The following is a 17,064-nucleotide window of genomic DNA, read 5'->3' on the forward strand; positions in this document are numbered from 1 at the left end:
TCAGCAGCGGCGCAGCGTGTGAAGACGGCGGCTGGCGTCTGCCGCCCCGGCCGGGCGACCGGACGCGTGCGGCGTGAATGATGCAGGTGGCACCGCGTCGGCGCGCGTGCCCTGCGACGTCACCATCATGCAGGCCAGCAGTTGGCGACGAAGCTGCGCTTCCACGCGTGCGGCCGGTTCGCCGGCGTCGAAGCGGTGGACCCACCAGAGGACGTCGTTCGCAAGGCACAGGCTGTCGTCGCGCAACGCCGGCTGACCGGCCAGCACGAGGGAGAGCCGCAAGAGCCAGCGTGCGAGCGCCGGGTCGTCGTCGAGTGCGGCGGCGAGCGGTTGTGCATGGGGATGAGCATGGGGATGGACTTGCATAGGGTCGTGCGGCGGCAGTGTCAGCGCCGTCGCGACGCAATAGCCGCCGTCGACTCGACACGTCCAGCCGCGTTGGCCGTCGAGATCGAGCGCAAGGCGCGCGCCCTGTACGTCGCGCGAGGCAATCCAGTCGAGCGCGGCAAGCGCAAATGGCAAACGCATAGGTATCTGAAGGAGGCAGTGCACGGGCACGGGGAACAAAGCGCATGCGACATCGGCGGCATACGCCATCACGGGTCGCCGTCGATCGACACGGCGGCGCACAAGATTCCTCATTATCAAGCGCTGAGGCGCCGGCACAATCCGGCGCAGACCTGAAGTGACGCTCGGGCGCCGTGGTTTGGGGGGCTTTCCCACGTCCGACGTCAGGCGAAGGCACAAGATTCGCGCAAGTGGCCCGAAGTCGATAGAAAGTGAACAAAAATCCGTATGAGTGCTTGCGTGAGTGCTTATGACCAACTGTCGAGGAGCTGCGAATGACGGGGTGTATCGGTGTCGTCGTTGTCGAAGACCACGAGTTACTGGCCGACGGACTCTGCTGCCTGATCGAGCACGATCTCGGTTGGCGTGTGCTTGCCCGGGTCGTCAACGGGCTCGATGTCTACCGGGCCTGCGTGGTGCATCGACCGACCCTGATGATGCTGGATCTGGGCCTGCCCGGCATGGACGGCGTGGACGTGATCCGCCAATGCGCCCAGCGTTGGCCCGACCTGCGTATCGTTGTCAACTCGGCCAGCAACGACAGCGAGCGGGCACGCCAGGCGCTGGAAGCCGGCGCGGCGGCTTACGTGCTCAAGAGCAGCCCTCGCACGACCTTGATCCACGCGTCGTACCAGGTCATTCGTGGCGAGCGCTTCGTCGATCCGGCCGTGTTCGGTGGCATGCACGATCCGGCGGGCGCGCGCCACGTGCCCCGCCCATGTGCGGTCGAGATGCCCGAGCGGCTGCTGACGCTGCGTGAGCGGCAGGTGCTCAAGCTGGTCGCGGAAGGGCAACGCAATCGCGACATCGCGCAACTGTTGTCGATCAGTGTGAAGACGGTCGAGACCCACCGGCTGAACATGATGCGCAAGCTCGATGCACACAACGTGGCCGATATCGTGAATTGGGCACATCGCCTGCGCATGATGCTGTGACGATGGTGGCCCCTCGTCGGAACGCCCGCCGCGAAATTCAGGTATGCGCCGGATAGCCCTCGCGGCCGTGAATGCGCGACCATGCCCGCTGCCGCTACCTGAGCGCCCTCCGAGCCGCGCGTGCGCCGCCAGCACGTTCCCAACGCAAGATCGCCGATGGACACCCAGACTCAACGCAAGCTCGAGCAGCTCTTCGAATTGCTGGCGCTACCGCCGCAACGTGTGGCCCCTCGCATGCGCGTGGTGCTCGCACCCTGCGTGCTGATGATCGAGGTCGATGCGCAGGGCGTGACGTTGGTGTTGACGCTGATCGATCGCGCCGCCCGCGCGCAGCGGTGGTTGCCCATGTTGCTGCAAACCTGCGCGCCGGAGTGGAGTCTCGGCATTCCCGTGCGGGCATGCGTGGCGCAGGGGCGCCCGATGCTGATCGCGACACCGCCGGCGAGCGGCAACTCACAGGCCGTTGATTGGTTCGCTTGCCTCGGCCGCATGCGGCGCCTGTTGGAGCGAATCGATGCCCGGCAGCAGCAGGAGGTTTACCCGTGACGCGCCTGCTGCCCTGGCTTCGCGTCGCTGCCGGCCGGCAGGACATCGTGCTGGCCGCGCTGCTGCTCGTCACGGTGCTGATGATCATCATCCCGATGCCGCCGTCGGTGATGGATCTGCTCATCGCGCTCAATCTGGGCCTGTCGCTGCTGCTGCTGATGGTGGCGCTCTATATCAACGAGCCGCTCGATTTCTCGGCGTTCCCGTCCGTACTGCTGATGACCACGCTGTTTCGGCTGGGGCTCACGATCAGCACCAGCCGCCTGATTCTGCTGCGCGCCGACGCGGGCGACATCGTCTACACGTTCGGCGATTTCGCTGCAGGCGGGAACATCGTCGTCGGCATGATCGTGTTTCTGATCATCACTGTCGTCAACTTCATCGTCATCACGAAGGGCTCCGAGCGCGTGGCCGAAGTCGGCGCCCGGTTTTCGCTCGACGGCATGCCCGGCAAGCAGATGAGCATCGACGGCGATCTGCGCGCGGGCACCATCGACGCAGCCGAAGCCAAGCGCGTGCGCCGCATCGTGCAGAAGGAGAGCCAGTTCTACGGCGCGATGGACGGGGCGATGAAATTCGTCAAGGGCGATGCCATCGCCGGCCTCGTCATCATCGTGGTGAACTTGCTGGGCGGCATCGGAGTCGGCGTCTTCATGCGCGGCATGAGCGCGGGCGATGCGGCGGCGATCTACGCGATTCTCTCCATCGGCGATGGGCTGGTGTCGCAGATCCCGGCGCTGCTCATTTCCGTGACGGCAGGCATTATCGTCACGCGGGTGCCTGGCGAGCAACGTCGCAACCTGGCGCGCGAGCTCACCGATCAGCTTGCCGCACAGCCGCGCTCGCTGACGTTGGCGGCCGTGGTGCTTGTGCTCTTCGGTCTGATCCCTGGCTTCCCGATGCACTATTTCCTCCTGCTCGCGGCGCTGGCGGGGACCGCCGCGTGGTGGGCAGGGCGCAGAGGGGGCGAGGGCCAAGGGGACAAGGACGGCGCGCAGGGAGACGCCGGCGGAGTGCAAGCGAAACCGGGACGCCCTGGCGCGCAGCCGCTGCAGGCACGGGTGGGGGCCGCGCTGGCCGAGGCAGCGGGCGGCACCGCGGTGCTCGCCGCGCGCATCAATGCCCTGCGCGATCAGAAGTTCGAGCAGTTCGGCGTGCCAATGCCCGAGGTACAGGTGGTCGTCGACGCCGGCCTGCCGGGCGAGACGCTGGATATTCAGCTCTATCACGAGAGCGTGATGACGATCGATGTGGCCCCTGACGCCGCATTGGCGCAGCACGACGCGGCGCATCCGATGCCCGCGCTGCGCAGCCTTGACGCCGGTGCGCCGCGCGAGATGCCGTTGCCGTTCGGCGGGCAGATCCTTTTCTGGCTGGACGACGCGCAACGCCAGGCGTGGCAGACGCGAGGCGGCACCGTGATCGTGGGCGCGGACCGCGTGGCGCACTGCGTGTCGCTGGTCATCGACGCGCATGCCGCCGATTTCCTGGGTGTGCAGGAAGCGCGTTTCCTGATGGATGCGATGGAGGATCGCTACGGCGAACTCGTCAAGGAGCTGCAACGCCAACTGCCGATCAGCCGGACGGCGGAAGTCCTGCAGCGACTGGTCGCCGAGGGCGTGTCGATTCGCGACCTGCGGCGCGTGTTCGAGGCCCTGATCGAATGGGCCCCGCGTGAGCGCGATCAGATCATGTTGACCGAGTACGTGCGGCTCAGCCTGCGACGTCACATCACCCGGCGCTTTCGACGGGGCACCGAACACATCACCGGGTGGAACGTGGGACGCGGCATCGAAGACACCGTGCGCGCCGCCGTGCGGCAGACGGCGTCGGGGTCCTATGCCGATCTGAATCCCACGCAGACCGACGCGATTCTGAACGCCATCGATGGCGCACTGACCGCGCATGACGGCACGCCAGCCGTGCTGTTCACCGCCATGGATGTTCGGCGTTTTCTGCGCAAGCTCGTCGAGCGCGAGCGCGCCGATCTGGCGGTGTTGTCGTTCCAGGAAGTGGCCGACGAGCCGCATGTGCGGGTGCTGGGCACGATCGACGTGCAGGGAACCTACTGAGATGCGTCGCCCGGACGCCACACGCATCGCCAATGGGCTTCGTCGAACGCTCGACGCGCGGCGCAAGGCGTGTGACGAGTGGCGGCGGATGTCCGGCGGTGATGCGCGCTACGGTCGTATCGACAAGATCACCCCGAATGCGATGCGGGCCCGATTGCCGGGCGCGGCGCTCGGTGAGCAATGCCGCGTGGTCTCGCCGTCGCTCGACGCCGAGGTGATTGCGGTCGAGGGGCGGCATGTCTGGCTTGCGCCGTATGCCGAGCCGAACGGCGTGGCCAATGGCGCGCTGGTGCAGGCGCTGGGAAGGTCGTCGCGCGTGGCCGTCGGCGATCACCTGATTGGCGAGGTGCTCGATGGCCTCGGGCGGCCGTTGGTCCCCGCGACGGCGGCCGACGAGGCGCCGACGTCCGGCGTGGCATGGCGTTCACTGGACACGGAGCCGCCGCCCGCGATGACGCGTGCGCTGGTGTCCACGTGCCTGCCCATCGGCATTCGCGCGATCGACGGCATGCTCACCTGCGGTCGTGGCCAGCGATTGGGCATCTTTGCGGCGGCGGGGGGGGGCAAGAGCACGCTGCTGGCGATGATGTGCCAGGGTGCGCAGGCCGATGTGATCGTCGTGGCGCTGATCGGCGAGCGCGGGCGCGAGGTGCGCGAGTTTCTCGAGACGGCCCTCACCCCTGAGGCGCGTGCACGGACTGTCTGCGTCGTCGCGACATCCGATCGTCCCGCGCTCGAACGGATGAAGGCCGCCTACACCGCGACGGCCATTGCGGAGGCGTTTCGCGACGACGGCAAAGACGTGCTGTTGCTCATGGATTCCCTGACGCGCTTCGGGCGCGCCGTGCGCGATATCGGGATGGCGGCGGGAGAGCCGCTTGGCGCGACGAGCGGGTTGCCACCGAGCTTTTATGCGCGTCTGCCCCGGTTGCTGGAGCGCGCGGGGACCGGCGTGCGCGGCAGCATCACCGCGTTCTATACGGTGCTCGTCGAAGGCGACAACCTGGATGAGCCGCTCGCCGACGAGGTGCGTTCGATCGTCGACGGTCACATTGTGCTGTCGCGGCGTCTCGCGCAGGAAAATCACTATCCCGCCATCGACGTCGCGAGGAGCCTCTCGCGGGTGATGGCGGCGGTGACCGACGCGCCGCATGTCGATGCGGCGGCGCGTGTCAGGCGCGCGATGGCGCTGGCGGCGCAGGTTGAGTTGCTGGTACGCGTTGGCGAATATCAGCCGGGCAACGATCCGGAGACCGACGACGCGCTCGCGCGGGCCCCGGACATCCGTGCCTTTCTTTGTCAGGCGCAGCACGACGTGGCGCCATTCGACGACACGCGCGCATGGCTCGAACATCTCGCGAACTGACGGACGACGAGGGCCTCGCGGCATTGGCGGCCCTCGCCCAGCGCCGCGAAGCCAGCCTGCGTGCCGCACTGGCCCGCATGACGGTCGCGGCGCGCGATGCCAACGAGGCGGTCGTTGCGTGCGAGCGCGCGTGCGACGCGCAACGTCGCGCGTGGCAGGACGCATTGTCGCGCGGCGGTGTCTACGGGCCACGCGAGGCCGCGGGCGCGCCGGGTGCGGTGGAAGTGCAGCGTGCCGCCCTTGGCGAGGCGCGGAACCGGCACAGCGCTGCACTCGCGCACGCGAAGCTTGTCGACGCCGAAGTGCTTCACCAACGCGAGCGCCTGCAGGCGAATGCACGCAAACAGGAAAAACTGCGGGAGTTGATGACGTTTTACCGCCGGTGAATGGGCAATGGGCCGCTGAAGACGGAACCGTCTCACGCCATTACCCGGCGCCGAAGGGATTGCGCACCTATGCCGAACGAAACGCGCTCACCACCATTGCCATCAAGAGGACTTCACGATGCGTACCATTCACCGAAGCGGCCCGTCAGCCGATGCGTTCGTCAGCTTGTCCGACCGTTCGTCGTCGCAGCGGCGCGGCACGGCAACGCCCGATGGAAGGCCAAGCGGCGACCGTCACGAACGGACCTTCACCCTGGCATGCGAGCCGGCCGCGTGCGTGTCCGGACCCGCGGATGTGCTGCGTTGGTTGCGTGTCTGGCACATGCGCCAGGAGGCCAACTGGGACGGCGGCAGTTCGTTGCGCGTGTTGGTGCATGGTGGCGCGCTCGATGCGTTGGTCGTCGAAGCGCGGCGCGGACGGCAGGGCGTGACGGTGAGTCTGCTCTGCGTGCGGCTCACGATGTACCGGCGATTGCTGGCGCATCGAGGGCGGCTCGAGCGCGCCCTGACGTCGCGCCTGAAGGTGTCCGTCACGATCGAAGTCGAGGCGCGATATGCCCCTTGAGCCGGACGTCGGGTTCATCGCGGCGTCGACGCCGGGGCCGTTGGATGAGGCGCTCATGGGCGTGGCCTGCGTGGCTTTTGTCGAAGGCGATACCGGAGTCCGAGTTGGTTGGCTACGTGCGGGAGGGGACGGTCTTGTCGTGACGGCACGCGTCGACGACGGTCTTGTCGGCCAGACGCGCTTCTGGTGCGACGCGCAGCAGTGGCGCGACTGGCTCGCGCCGAACCTGCCGGTTCCGTCGTGGGACGCGCTGCCGCCCTCGTGGCGGGCCAGCGCGGCGTCGCTCACGCTGGCGACGGGCGATGTGAGCGCGGATATGTCGCTCGACGCCGCGGTCAGTGCGGCCGACGCGGCCCGCGATACCAGTTCGTGGCCGCGCGCGACTGACGTCGCGGCCGCGGAAGTGGAGACAGCGTGGCGTGTGGGCATGGTGTTGCAGCGAGAGGGACGTCGGTTGGCGTTGATGTATCTCGACGGCGCGACGTCGTGGCTGTGTGAGCGCTGCCGGAGGGCGACGCCAGGCGACACCGCGCTCGATCCGTCGGGATTGCCGACGCGTCGATGTGCGCTGGTGGCGGGGTGGGCGACCTTGCCCAGCGCGCAATGCGAGCATCTGCAGGTGGGAGACGCCGTACTCCTCGACGTGGCGGCTCACATCGCAGGCGGTGAGTATTGGCTTGTGGACGGCGACCGCGCCATGGCCATGCGTGACGGCCGGCCGTTGGATCGGCGCGTCCTGCAACTCGACGACACGAACGCCAGTCCCCCCGACGACACCCTGTCGACGGCGGCCGGAGCGCGCCAGGGAGCAGCCACCGTGCGTTTGTCTGCCCTCGTCGCAGAAAGGCAATTTCCCATTCCGTTCCTGACCGCCTGGCGTTCAGGCAACGATGCCGTTTCCCAAAGCGAGGCAATCGCCTGCGCGTTGTCGGCCGATCGAATCACGCTTCTGCGTGACGACACACCGTGGGCCGTCGGGCGTTTGCTGCGTTTCGACGACGGACGACTCGCGGTGTGCATCGACAGCGTGATCGGCGCATTCGCCGCGAACGCTTCGCTTGAGGTCGCCCTCACCGAAGGTGACGCGCCCGGTGAGCGCGATTCTCCCCGCGCCATTTCGGGTCGTGACCGGATGGGCGTGCATCCGGAGACGACCTAACCTCTCGGTACCCCACCCGGTCGTCAACGCCGCTCATTGGAGTTTGCATGTCCCTGCTCGACCACCCGGTGCAGCTCGTCGTCGTACTGTCGCTGCTCTCGATCATGCCGTTGCTGGTGGTGCTGGGAACCGCGTTTCTGAAGCTGGCGGTCGTGTTCGCCCTGTTGCGCAATGCGCTCGGCACGCAGCAGATTCCGCCCAACATCGCGATTTACGGCTTATCGCTCGTGCTCACCTGCTTCATCATGGCCCCGGTGGCCTTCGACATCGAGGCCAATCTCGAGACGCGTCCGGTATCGCTGTCGTCGAAGGATTTCGTGGCCGATGTCGATGCGAGCGTCCTTTCGCCCTACCGTGCATTTCTCACCCGTCACACCGACGCGAGACAACGCGACTTCTTCGCCAGCGTCGGCCGAGATACCTGGCCGGAGGCGCATCGCGACCGCCTGGGCAGCGACTCGCTGCTCGTCCTGATGCCGGCGTTCGCGCTGAGCCAACTCGCCGAAGCGTTCAAGATCGGGCTGCTGCTGTACCTGCCGTTTGTTGTGATCGACCTGGTGATCTCGAACATCCTGCTCGCGATGGGCATGATGATGGTCTCGCCCATGACCATTGCTCTCCCGTTCAAGTTACTGATCTTCGTCATGATGAACGGTTGGGAGCAGTTGGTGCGCCAGTTGATGCTCTCCTACGCATGACGCGGCCCGGAGCGCACCCATGAGTGAAGCCATCGTCGTCAATCTCACGAGCGAGATGCTTTGGCTTACGCTCCTCCTGTCGCTGCCCACCGTGGTGGTGGCGGCGGCGGTCGGCGTGCTGGTCTCGCTGGTCCAGGCGCTTACGCAGGTGCAGGATCAGACCGTGCAGTTCCTCATCAAGCTCATTGCGGTATCGGTCACGTTGGCCGCCACCTATGCGTGGATGGGCCATGTGCTGCTGCATTACGCGGGTAACGCGTTCGAGCAGATCAGCCGGATGCGGTGAGCGGCATGACGTCCTCCTTCGTGCCGGGCATGGCGCCCGGCGTCGACACCTTGCTCTCGCCGCTGTGGGCCGACCTGTATGGCTGGTTGGTGGCGTGGGGCGTGGCGATGCTGCGCCCGCTGGGCATTGCGATGCTGCTGCCAGTGTTCTCCGTCGGCATGCTCGGCGCCGGCATGTTGCGCAATGCGCTGGTGCTGGCGCTCGCTTTGCCGGTGGTGTCGCTCGTGCATGCAAGTCCGGAAATGCCGTCGCACTGGGGCGCATGGGGCATGCTGGTGCTGCGCGAGTTGTGCATCGGCGGCCTGCTCGGCTTTGCCGCCGCGCTGCCGTTCTGGGCCGTCGACATGACGGGGTACGTGATCGACACGATGCGCGGCGCGTCCATGGCGAGCGTGCTCAATCCGTTGATGGGGGCGCAGTCGTCGGTCTTCGGCATCGCGCTCACTCAGATGCTTTGCGTGCTGTTCTTTGTCACCCCGGCGGCGCAGGCCTTACTCACCGCGTTATATGACTCCTACGCCGCGCTGCCGGTGGGGCAGCCGTGGCAATGGCATGACGACAGCGTGGCCTGGCTGCTCGCGCTCTGGCAGGCGATGCAGGTGATGTGCGTGGCGGTGGCGCTGCCGGCGATGGTCGTGATGGTGCTGGTCGATATGTCGATGGGCTTCATCAACCGGGCCGCGCAACAGCTCAACGTTTTTTTTCTCGCCATGCCGGTGAAAAGCGCGATGGCGCTGCTGGTGACGGTGGCCAGTCTGCCGTTTGCCGTCGCCGTGCCGCTGCAGGGCTGGTATCGGCTGCCCGACGTGTTTCGCGCCTGGGCCGCGCTGGCGCTGCCTGCATCCTGAGGCCGACATGAGCGAAAAGAGCCAGCCGCCCACCCCCAAGAAGATCGAAGACGAGCGCAAGAAGGGGCGCGTCGCGAAGAGCGCCGATCTTGCCGTGTGCATGCAACTCGGCGTGGTGCTGGCGTGGCTGACGTTCGAAGGCCCGGCGCTTTACGACGCGCTGCAAGCGCTCGTCGCGCGCATGTTAGGGCTGCTCAACGATCCGGTGGACGACGCCGTGCGCGGCATGCTCGGACCGTCGCTGCTGCTCTTCGTGCGTTTTGTGGGCGGTCTTGCCGTGCTGGTGATCGTGACGACTTGGCTGGCGATGGTGTTGCAGGTCGGCATGCTCGTGGCGCCCGAGAGCGTTCGTCCCAAGTATGAACGGATCGATCCCATCGCCAAGGCCAAACAACTGTTCTCGATGCAGTCGCTCTTCGAATTCGGCAAGTCGTTCGTCAAGGTCGCGGTGCTGGCCGTGGTCTTTTTCTATCTGATCCGACAGTACACGCCGTCGCTCGCCGCGCTGCCGCAGTGCGGGCCGTCGTGCGGTCTTGCCCTCACGGTGCGGTTGATGTTCTGGTTGATGGCGGTGTTGGTTATCGCGTACGTGGTGTTCGGCGGGCTCGACTTCGCGTATCAGAAGTATCAGCTTCGCAAGCAATTGATGATGTCCCACGACGAGATCAAGCGGGAATCCAAAGAGGTCGAGGGAAACCGGGAGATCAAGAACAAGCGGCGCGACATTCATCGGGAAACGATCGAAAGCGGCAGTCTGTCGGACAACGTGAAGCGGTCGACGGCCGTGGTGCGCAACCCGACCCGCATCGCGATTTGCCTGCGCTACGTGCCCGGCGAGACGGCCGTGCCGATGGTGATCGAGAAGGGCCGCAACGAACGCGCGCGGACCATCGTCCGGCTCGCCGAGCGCGAAGGCGTGCCGATAGTCGAGCACGTGCCTGTGGCGCGCCGCCTGATGGACGACGTCGAGGTCGACGCACCGATTCCCCCCGATCTGTTCGACGCAGTGGCCGCGATTCTGCGGCTCGCGCTCGACCTGCCTTATGAGGTGCAAGCGGCGAACGCCACGCCGCACGCTGATGCAATGCCGCAGGACGGCTGCGTCGGAGGCGGCATGAAGGACGCGCCCACGCGCTCGGCTTCGGGAGACGGCGTATGAGTGGGCGCCGGATTCGGGACTTGTGCCGGTGGCGCGCACGGCTCGCGGGAGGCGTGCTCAGCGTGTTAAGCATGATGGGGCCGTCGATGTCCGTATGGGCGATGGACGGGGGATTGCTGCCGCGTCATCCGCGAGTGGCTGACGCGCAGCTCGTGGTACCCGTGCCGCGGGCCACGCCAGACGCGTTGGTGCGGCCCGTGCCCGCGCCTGTCGACGCCAGCCCCGGCGACGCGAACGCACCGACGTCGATCATCGCCACCTCCCGCGACACGGCGGCACCGATGTCTGTCGTCGCCAGCCCCCGCGACACGGCGGCACCGATATCTGTCGTCGCCAGCGCCCGCGACACGGACGCACCGACGTCTGCCGACCCCGCGCTGCCCTTCGACGCGGTGGTGCAACGCGCGGCGCAAGTGGCGTCGGTTGATGCGGCGCTGCTGCACGCCATTATCGACACAGAATCGGGATATGATCCGCAGGCGGTGTCCGTGCGGGGGGCGATCGGGTTGATGCAGGTGCTGCCGCGCACTGGCGCGCGCTTCGGCGTGCGACGTCTCGAAGACCCGGCGGAGAATGTACGCGCTGGGGCGTCCTACGTCCGCTGGCTGCTGGCGCGCTTCGACGGCGACCTGACGCTGGCATTGGCGGCCTACAACGCGGGGGAGGGTGCGGTGCTGCGTTATGGTCGTCAGATCCCGCCGTTCCCGGAGACGCAGAATTACGTGCGCAAGGTGATGGCCGGATACGCTCGGCTACGCGACGCGAGTCCGGTGCCAGCGGTGCCCTCGCGACCTTTGCCACCCATGCAGCCCATGCAGCCTGCCGCCGTCCTTGTCGATACGACGCCCGATACCAAGGCGCCCGCCACGACAACGCCGGCTCGGGAGCGCGGCGATATGTCCTCGAACGAGGCCGCGAGGGAACGCGCCTGGCGTTTGCTGCGAGGGGTCGGGGCACTGCTGACACGCAGCCCGTCGGCGGAAGCCACCGACAGCCGCGGACGCGACCGGCCAGCGGTCGTCATGCCCGCGCGCGGCCAAGCGCGAGGCGCTGGCCCTGCGGTTGGCGGATAGGAGATAGGACTAGCGCGTGGGGGCGGTGTCGACGACCGACGGGCGCGCGGACATGCGTTCGAAGTGATCGGCCAAATTGGGGTGGGCGTCGCGCCAGGCAATCTCCGGAAACCGGAAATCGAGGTAGCCGAGCGCACAGACGACGGCCACGTCGGCCAGCGTGAGGCGGTTGCTCGCGCACCACTGGCGTTCGTCGAGTCCAAGCGCCATCGCTCGCAGCGCTTCGTCGATCTTGCCGCGCTGACGGTCGATGAGCGCCTGCGAGCGCGAGGCTTCGTCGTGGAACATCGCCTCGACGCGAATCTGCACGGCGGCGTCCGTCACGCCATCGGCGAGGGCCTCCCAGCAGCGCACTTCGGCGCGTTCGCGGCCCGAAGGGGGGATGAGCTTGCCCACCGGGGAGAGCGTATCGAGGTACTCGCAGATCACGCGCGAGTCGAACACGGCTTCGCCGTCCTCCATGACCAGACACGGCACTTTGCCCAGCGGGTTGGACTGCTGGATGCGCGTGTCGTCGGCCCACACGTTCTCCAGCTCGAGCTTGTAGTCGAGCTTCTTCTCAGCCAGCACAATGCGGACTTTGCGAACGTAGGGACTGGCGAGGGCACCGATCAACTTCATGTGAATCCTTGATAAATCGCGGTAGGGCGGGGGAGAGTATAACGTGGGCTCCGGGCGCTCGCGCATGCGTGTTGCGTATGCCGCAGCCCGGGGCGAGTCCTGCCCGAATTCCGGTGAAATCGATTCGTCCCGGGATGGGCGAGGCCGAGAATGGTAAAATACTGGCCTTTCCGAGTTGGCGGCTCGCCGGCTCCCCCGATTTTCTTTTTCGGTGCCCAGTGCCATGTCCGACGAATTCTCCCCATTGACCGCGCTTTCTCCGCTCGACGGCCGTTATGCCAGCAAGACCGACGCCCTGCGTCCGTGGCTGTCCGAAGCGGCGTTCATGCGCCACCGCGTGACCGTCGAGATCCATTGGCTGATCGCCCTGTCCAAGGCCGGTTTCGCCGAAATCGCCCCGTTCTCGGCCGAAGCGGAGACGTTCCTGCTCAGCCTGGCCACCCAGTTCTCGAACGCCGATGCGCAGCGCATCAAGGACATCGAGAAGGTCACGAACCACGACGTGAAGGCTGTCGAGTATTGGCTCAAGGAGAAGGTGCAGGGCCAGGCGGAACTCGAAAAGGCGAGCGAATTCATCCACTTCGCCTGCACGTCGGAAGATATCAACAACACCTCGCACGGCCTGATGATCAAGGGCGCGCGCGACAAGGTCGTCGTGCCCGCGCTCGAATCGCTGGTCGCCAAGCTCGGCGAACTGGCCCGCGAACACGCCGCCCAGCCGATGCTCTCGCGCACGCACGGTCAGCCGGCGTCGCCGACCACGCTGGGCAAGGAACTCGCGAACGTGGCCGTACGACTTGCACGCGCGCTCGAGCGCGTTCGCCGCGTCGAGCTGCTCGCCAAAATGAACGGTGCGGTCGGTAACTACAACGCCCACCTCTCGGCCTACCCGGAATACGATTGGGAAGCCTTCTCGAAGGCCGTGATCGAGCAGCGCCTGGGCCTGACGTTCAACCCGTACACGATCCAGATCGAGCCGCACGATTACATGGCCGAGCTGTTCGACGCCGTTGCGCGTGCGAACACCATCCTGCTCGACCTGAACCGCGATATCTGGGGTTATATCTCGGTCGGCTACTTCAAGCAGAAGACGAAGGCCGGCGAGATCGGTTCGTCGACCATGCCGCACAAGGTCAACCCGATCGATTTCGAGAATTCGGAAGGCAACCTCGGTCTGGCGAACGCCGTGCTGCGCCATCTGGCCGACAAGCTGCCGGTTTCGCGCTGGCAGCGAGACCTGACCGACTCGACCGTGCTGCGTAACATCGGCGTGGCGTTTGGCTATAGCCTGCTGGCGTACGACTCGTGCAAGCGGGGCCTGGACAAGCTCGAAGTCAATCCGCAGCGTCTGAACGACGATCTCGACAATACGTGGGAAGTGCTGGCCGAGCCGGTACAGACCGTGATGCGCCGCTTCGGCATTCCCAACCCGTACGAGCAGCTCAAGGAGCTGACGCGCGGCAAGGGCATCACGCGCGAAGCGTTGCAGGACTTCATCAAGCAACTGGCTATTCCGGAAGACGCAAAGGCGCGTCTGCTGCAAATGACGCCGGCGAACTACATCGGTATCGCCGAATCGCTCGCCAAGCGGGTCTGAGCGCGTCCGTCCAGCACGCTTTCTGCTTGAACGAAACGGGCCGCTTTTGCGGCCCGTTTTGCATGGTGACGGCAGCCTGCGCAGGGCAACGTGGGAAGCCGCTGTCGCAACGCGGAGCGCACAATGCACCGGCGAAAAAAAACCGCCGGACATGCCGGCGGTCTTCCTGACGGAGCGCAGTGAGCCGGTCGGTCAGACTCGGGCGCCGAAGTTCGGGTCGTTGCGATCGACGCCTTCTTCACCATCCCTGTTGCTGTGCTTGATGAGGTCTTCACGCTTCACGCCGAGCCACATCGCAATGGCCGCGGCCACGAACACCGACGAGTAGATACCGAACAGAATACCCACGGTCAGGGCGAGCGCGAAGTAGTGCAGCGTCTGTCCACCGAAGAAGAACATCGACAGCACCATCATTTCCGTGCTCGCGTGCGTGATGATCGTACGCGACATGGTTGTCGTGATGGCGTGGTCGATCACCTCGCGCACCGTCGCCTTGCGCATCTTGCGGAACGTCTCGCGAATCCGGTCGAAGATCACGACCGATTCGTTCACCGAGTAGCCGAGCACGGCCAACACCCCCGCCAGCACCGCCAGCGAGAACTCCCACTGGAAGTAGGCGAAGAAGCCCAGAATGATCACCACGTCGTGCAGGTTGGCGATCACGCCGGCCACCGCGAATTTCCATTCGAAGCGGAACGACAGGTAGATGATGATGCCGATGACCACGAAGGTCAGCGCCAGCAGGCCATCCGTGAACAACTCGTGGCCGATTTGCGGACCGACGAATTCCACGCGACGCAACTGCACATCGGGGGCGTCGGCCTTCAGGGCGGACATCACGGCGTCGCTTTGCTGCGCACTGGTGACCTGCTTTCCGTCAGAACCGTTCTGGATCGGCAGGCGGATCATCACGTCGCGCGAGGTGCCGAAGCTCTGCACCTGCACGTCGCGATAGCCCAGCTTGCCGACTTCGCCACGGATCTTCTCGAGATCGGCCGCCTGCGTGTAGGCCACTTCCATGACCGTACCGCCGGTGAACTCGATCGACATGTGCAGGCCCCGCGTGAGCAGGAAGAACACCGCCGCCACGAACGTGAGCGCCGAGATGATGTTGAAGATCAGGGCGTGCCGCATGAACGGCACGTCTTTCTTGATGCGGAAAAATTCCATGACTGTTTCCTCTCGCGCCTGCGGTTATTGCTCGCCTGCGTCGGGTGCGTTTTTCGCACCGTCCGGGCGCCAGACCTGACCGATCGCCAGCGTCTTGAGCTTGCGACGGCCGCCGTACCACAGGTTGACCAGACCGCGCGAGAAGAACACGGCCGAGAACATCGAGGTCAGAATACCCAGGCAGTGCACCACGGCGAACGCGCGCACCGGGCCCGAACCGAACGCCAGCAGCGCCAGACCGGCGATGAGCGTGGTCACGTTCGAGTCCAGAATCGTCGCCCAGGCATGCTCGAAGCCCAGCGAAATCGCCTTCTGTGCCGACGCACCCGCGCGCAACTCTTCGCGAATGCGTTCGTTGATCAGCACGTTCGCATCGATGGCCATACCGAGTGTGAGCGCGATAGCGGCAATCCCCGGCAGCGTCAGCGTGGCTTGCATCATCGAGAGCACGGCCACCAGCAGCAACAGGTTGAACAGCAGCGCGATCACCGAGAACACGCCGAACAGCATGTAGTACGCCATCATGAACACGGCGATGGCGATCAGGCCGTACAGCACCGAGTCGACACCCTTGTGCACGTTATCGGCACCCAGGCTCGGACCGATCGTGCGTTCTTCGATGATCTCCATCGGGGCGGCCAGCGAACCGGCGCGCAGCAGCAGTGCCAGGTCGTTGGCGCCCTGCGCCGAGCCCATGCCGGTGATCTGGAAGCTCTGGCCCAGTTCGCTGCGGATGTTCGCCACCGTCAGCACTTCGCCCTTGCCCTTCTCGAACAGCACGATGGCCATCGGCTTGCCGATGTTGTCGCGCGAGACGTCGCGCAGCACACGGCCGCCGGCGGCGTCGAGCTTGATGTTCACCGACGGTTGCTGGTGATCGTCAAAGCCCGCGGACGCGCTGGTGATGCGATCGCCGCTGAAGATCACCTGACGCTTGAGCATCACCGGCGCGCCGTTGCCGTGCAGGAACAATTCGTCCTGCGGCGGCACCGGTGTGTCGGCCGTGATGAGGCGCGGGGCGTCCGGATCGACCAGACGCGCTTCGAGCGTTGCCGTACGGCCGATGATGTCCTTCGCCTTGGCGGTGTCCTGCACGCCGGGCAACTGCACGACGATGCGGTCCGGGCCTTCCTGCTGAATCACCGGCTCGGCCACACCGAGTTCGTTCACCCGGTTATGCAGCGTGACGATGTTCTGCTTGACGGCGTTGTCCTGTACCGCACGACGGGCAGCTTCCGTGAAGGCGCCCACGACCTTGAACGTCCCGTTCGGGCCGGCTTGCGTGGTGTAGGACAGATCGGGCAGGCCGTCGGTCAGGGCACCGCGGGCGCGCTCGGCGTCGTTCTGGTCGCTGAAGACGGCTTCGATGCCAGTGTCCGTACGCGTCACGCCGTTGTGGCGGATGTTCTTGTCGCGCAGCAGCGTGCGGGCATCGGCGGCGCTCGCGTCCAGGCGCTTGGTGATGGCGCCGGCCATGTCGACTTGCAGCAGGAAGTGCACCCCGCCACGCAGGTCGAGACCGAGATACATCGGCAGCGCGTGGATTCGGGTGAGCCATTCCGGCGAGGCCGAGAGCAGGTTAAGCGCGACGACGTAGGTCGGGTCCGTCGGGTCGCTGTTCAGCGCCGTCTGGAGCATGTCCTTGGCCCGCAATTGCGTGTCGGTGTCGGCGAAGCGAATGCGCACGCTCGGGTTGTTGCCCGTGCTGTCGAACACGGCGCCTTGATAGGCGATGTTCTGCGCCTTGAGCGCGTCTTCGGCGCGCGCGAGCGTCGAGGCATCGACCTTGACGGTCGCCTTGACGCTGGAAATCTGTACTGCCGGTGTTTCACCGAACAGGTTGGGCAGCGTATAGAACACCCCGATGGCAAGCGCCACCAGAATGAGGATGTACTTCCAGAGAGGATAGCGATTCATAGCAGCGGGCTAGGGTGATGCCATGTGGCAAACCGTGCTTCAGACCGGCTGGCATGGCAACGAGGGTCGCCAAGGCCGGCGTCGCCATGCACGGCGGCC

General features: G+C 65.9%; 17 protein-coding genes. 13 read left to right on the top strand and 4 right to left on the bottom strand.

Features of this window, described 5'->3' with window-relative positions:
* Positions 1 to 528, bottom strand: coding sequence for a hypothetical protein (locus BGP02_RS08050; RefSeq protein WP_261939185.1), 528 nt, complete (start codon positions 526 to 528; stop codon positions 1 to 3).
* 314 nt (positions 529 to 842) lie between these two features.
* Between BGP02_RS08050 and BGP02_RS08055 the strand changes: the two genes are divergently transcribed.
* The 12 genes from BGP02_RS08055 (at position 843) to BGP02_RS08110 (ending at position 11,660) form a co-directional block, all read left to right on the top strand.
* Entirely contained in the window at positions 843 to 1,502 is a 660-nt protein-coding gene (locus tag BGP02_RS08055; RefSeq protein ID WP_017233962.1) for a two component system response regulator, read from the top strand.
* A gap of 156 nt (positions 1,503 to 1,658) precedes the next feature.
* Entirely contained in the window at positions 1,659 to 2,048 is a 390-nt protein-coding gene (locus tag BGP02_RS08060; RefSeq protein WP_017233961.1) for a hypothetical protein, read from the top strand.
* Positions 2,045 to 4,120, top strand: coding sequence for a type III secretion system export apparatus subunit SctV (gene sctV / locus BGP02_RS08065; protein WP_286798334.1), 2,076 nt, complete (start codon positions 2,045 to 2,047; stop codon positions 4,118 to 4,120). Before BGP02_RS08060 ends, sctV begins: the two co-directional genes overlap by 4 nt.
* A gap of 88 nt (positions 4,121 to 4,208) precedes the next feature.
* Positions 4,209 to 5,486, top strand: coding sequence for a FliI/YscN family ATPase (locus tag BGP02_RS08070; protein WP_286798335.1), 1,278 nt, complete (start codon positions 4,209 to 4,211; stop codon positions 5,484 to 5,486).
* Positions 5,462 to 5,872 (top strand): hypothetical protein, encoded by a 411-nt coding sequence (locus tag BGP02_RS08075; protein WP_150562474.1) that lies wholly within the window; start codon positions 5,462 to 5,464, stop codon positions 5,870 to 5,872. The genes BGP02_RS08070 and BGP02_RS08075 overlap by 25 nt, the downstream gene beginning before the upstream one ends.
* Before the next feature lie 118 nt (positions 5,873 to 5,990).
* Positions 5,991 to 6,437: a hypothetical protein gene (locus BGP02_RS08080; protein WP_017233088.1), complete on the top strand. Its 447-nt coding sequence runs from the start codon at positions 5,991 to 5,993 to the stop codon at positions 6,435 to 6,437.
* Positions 6,427 to 7,596, top strand: coding sequence for a type III secretion system protein SepQ (locus tag BGP02_RS08085; RefSeq protein ID WP_286798336.1), 1,170 nt, complete (start codon positions 6,427 to 6,429; stop codon positions 7,594 to 7,596). The genes BGP02_RS08080 and BGP02_RS08085 overlap by 11 nt, the downstream gene beginning before the upstream one ends.
* A 47-nt stretch (positions 7,597 to 7,643) precedes the next feature.
* Complete coding sequence (gene sctR / locus BGP02_RS08090) at positions 7,644 to 8,294, top strand: type III secretion system export apparatus subunit SctR (protein ID WP_150562476.1); 651 nt, start codon at positions 7,644 to 7,646, stop codon at positions 8,292 to 8,294.
* 19 nt (positions 8,295 to 8,313) lie between these two features.
* Entirely contained in the window at positions 8,314 to 8,580 is a 267-nt protein-coding gene (gene sctS, locus BGP02_RS08095) for a type III secretion system export apparatus subunit SctS (RefSeq protein ID WP_017233091.1), read from the top strand.
* Positions 8,581 to 8,585: 5 nt separating this feature from the next.
* Complete coding sequence (gene sctT / locus BGP02_RS08100) at positions 8,586 to 9,428, top strand: type III secretion system export apparatus subunit SctT (protein WP_017233092.1); 843 nt, start codon at positions 8,586 to 8,588, stop codon at positions 9,426 to 9,428.
* Positions 9,429 to 9,435: 7 nt separating this feature from the next.
* Complete coding sequence (locus BGP02_RS08105; protein ID WP_261939178.1) at positions 9,436 to 10,587, top strand: EscU/YscU/HrcU family type III secretion system export apparatus switch protein; 1,152 nt, start codon at positions 9,436 to 9,438, stop codon at positions 10,585 to 10,587.
* A gap of 53 nt (positions 10,588 to 10,640) precedes the next feature.
* Positions 10,641 to 11,660 (top strand): lytic transglycosylase domain-containing protein, encoded by a 1,020-nt coding sequence (locus BGP02_RS08110; protein ID WP_286798337.1) that lies wholly within the window; start codon positions 10,641 to 10,643, stop codon positions 11,658 to 11,660.
* Between the two features lie 9 nt (positions 11,661 to 11,669).
* On the opposite strand, the gene BGP02_RS08115 is transcribed toward BGP02_RS08110, so the two are convergent.
* Positions 11,670 to 12,281 carry a glutathione S-transferase family protein gene (locus tag BGP02_RS08115; RefSeq protein ID WP_017233095.1) on the bottom strand — a complete coding sequence of 204 codons (612 nt, stop codon included), beginning with the start codon at positions 12,279 to 12,281 and terminating at the stop codon, positions 11,670 to 11,672.
* A gap of 223 nt (positions 12,282 to 12,504) precedes the next feature.
* On the opposite strand from BGP02_RS08115, the gene purB reads away from it, so the two are divergent.
* Entirely contained in the window at positions 12,505 to 13,878 is a 1,374-nt protein-coding gene (gene purB / locus BGP02_RS08120; RefSeq protein WP_017233096.1) for an adenylosuccinate lyase, read from the top strand.
* A gap of 192 nt (positions 13,879 to 14,070) precedes the next feature.
* On the opposite strand, the gene secF is transcribed toward purB, so the two are convergent.
* Both secF and secD read right to left on the bottom strand, forming a co-directional pair.
* Entirely contained in the window at positions 14,071 to 15,048 is a 978-nt protein-coding gene (gene secF / locus BGP02_RS08125; protein WP_286798338.1) for a protein translocase subunit SecF, read from the bottom strand.
* A gap of 24 nt (positions 15,049 to 15,072) precedes the next feature.
* The gene (gene secD, locus BGP02_RS08130) at positions 15,073 to 16,965 is read right to left on the bottom strand and encodes a protein translocase subunit SecD (RefSeq protein WP_017233098.1); all 1,893 of its coding nucleotides are present in this window, start codon (positions 16,963 to 16,965) and stop codon (positions 15,073 to 15,075) included.
* Positions 16,966 to 17,064 lie beyond the last annotated feature (99 nt).

Origin of the sequence: Pandoraea sp. 64-18 (genome assembly GCF_001899225.1) — a bacterium.
GTDB lineage: Bacteria > Pseudomonadota > Gammaproteobacteria > Burkholderiales > Burkholderiaceae > Pandoraea > Pandoraea cepalis.

Excerpts from the sequence above, each read along its gene's own strand:
- BGP02_RS08050 (WP_261939185.1), bottom strand. The coding sequence starts at position 528 with ATGCGTTTGCCATTTGCGCTTGCCGCGCTCGACTGGATTGCCTCGCGC.
- BGP02_RS08055 (WP_017233962.1), top strand. The coding sequence starts at position 843 with ATGACGGGGTGTATCGGTGTCGTCGTTGTCGAAGACCACGAGTTACTG.
- BGP02_RS08060 (WP_017233961.1), top strand. The coding sequence starts at position 1,659 with ATGGACACCCAGACTCAACGCAAGCTCGAGCAGCTCTTCGAATTGCTG.
- BGP02_RS08070 (WP_286798335.1), top strand. The coding sequence starts at position 4,209 with ATGTCCGGCGGTGATGCGCGCTACGGTCGTATCGACAAGATCACCCCG.
- BGP02_RS08075 (WP_150562474.1), top strand. The coding sequence starts at position 5,462 with ATGGCTCGAACATCTCGCGAACTGACGGACGACGAGGGCCTCGCGGCA.
- BGP02_RS08080 (WP_017233088.1), top strand. The coding sequence starts at position 5,991 with ATGCGTACCATTCACCGAAGCGGCCCGTCAGCCGATGCGTTCGTCAGC.
- BGP02_RS08085 (WP_286798336.1), top strand. The coding sequence starts at position 6,427 with ATGCCCCTTGAGCCGGACGTCGGGTTCATCGCGGCGTCGACGCCGGGG.
- sctR (WP_150562476.1), top strand. The coding sequence starts at position 7,644 with ATGTCCCTGCTCGACCACCCGGTGCAGCTCGTCGTCGTACTGTCGCTG.
- sctS (WP_017233091.1), top strand. The coding sequence starts at position 8,314 with ATGAGTGAAGCCATCGTCGTCAATCTCACGAGCGAGATGCTTTGGCTT.
- sctT (WP_017233092.1), top strand. The coding sequence starts at position 8,586 with ATGACGTCCTCCTTCGTGCCGGGCATGGCGCCCGGCGTCGACACCTTG.
- BGP02_RS08105 (WP_261939178.1), top strand. The coding sequence starts at position 9,436 with ATGAGCGAAAAGAGCCAGCCGCCCACCCCCAAGAAGATCGAAGACGAG.
- BGP02_RS08115 (WP_017233095.1), bottom strand. The coding sequence starts at position 12,281 with ATGAAGTTGATCGGTGCCCTCGCCAGTCCCTACGTTCGCAAAGTCCGC.
- purB (WP_017233096.1), top strand. The coding sequence starts at position 12,505 with ATGTCCGACGAATTCTCCCCATTGACCGCGCTTTCTCCGCTCGACGGC.
- secF (WP_286798338.1), bottom strand. The coding sequence starts at position 15,048 with ATGGAATTTTTCCGCATCAAGAAAGACGTGCCGTTCATGCGGCACGCC.
- secD (WP_017233098.1), bottom strand. The coding sequence starts at position 16,965 with ATGAATCGCTATCCTCTCTGGAAGTACATCCTCATTCTGGTGGCGCTT.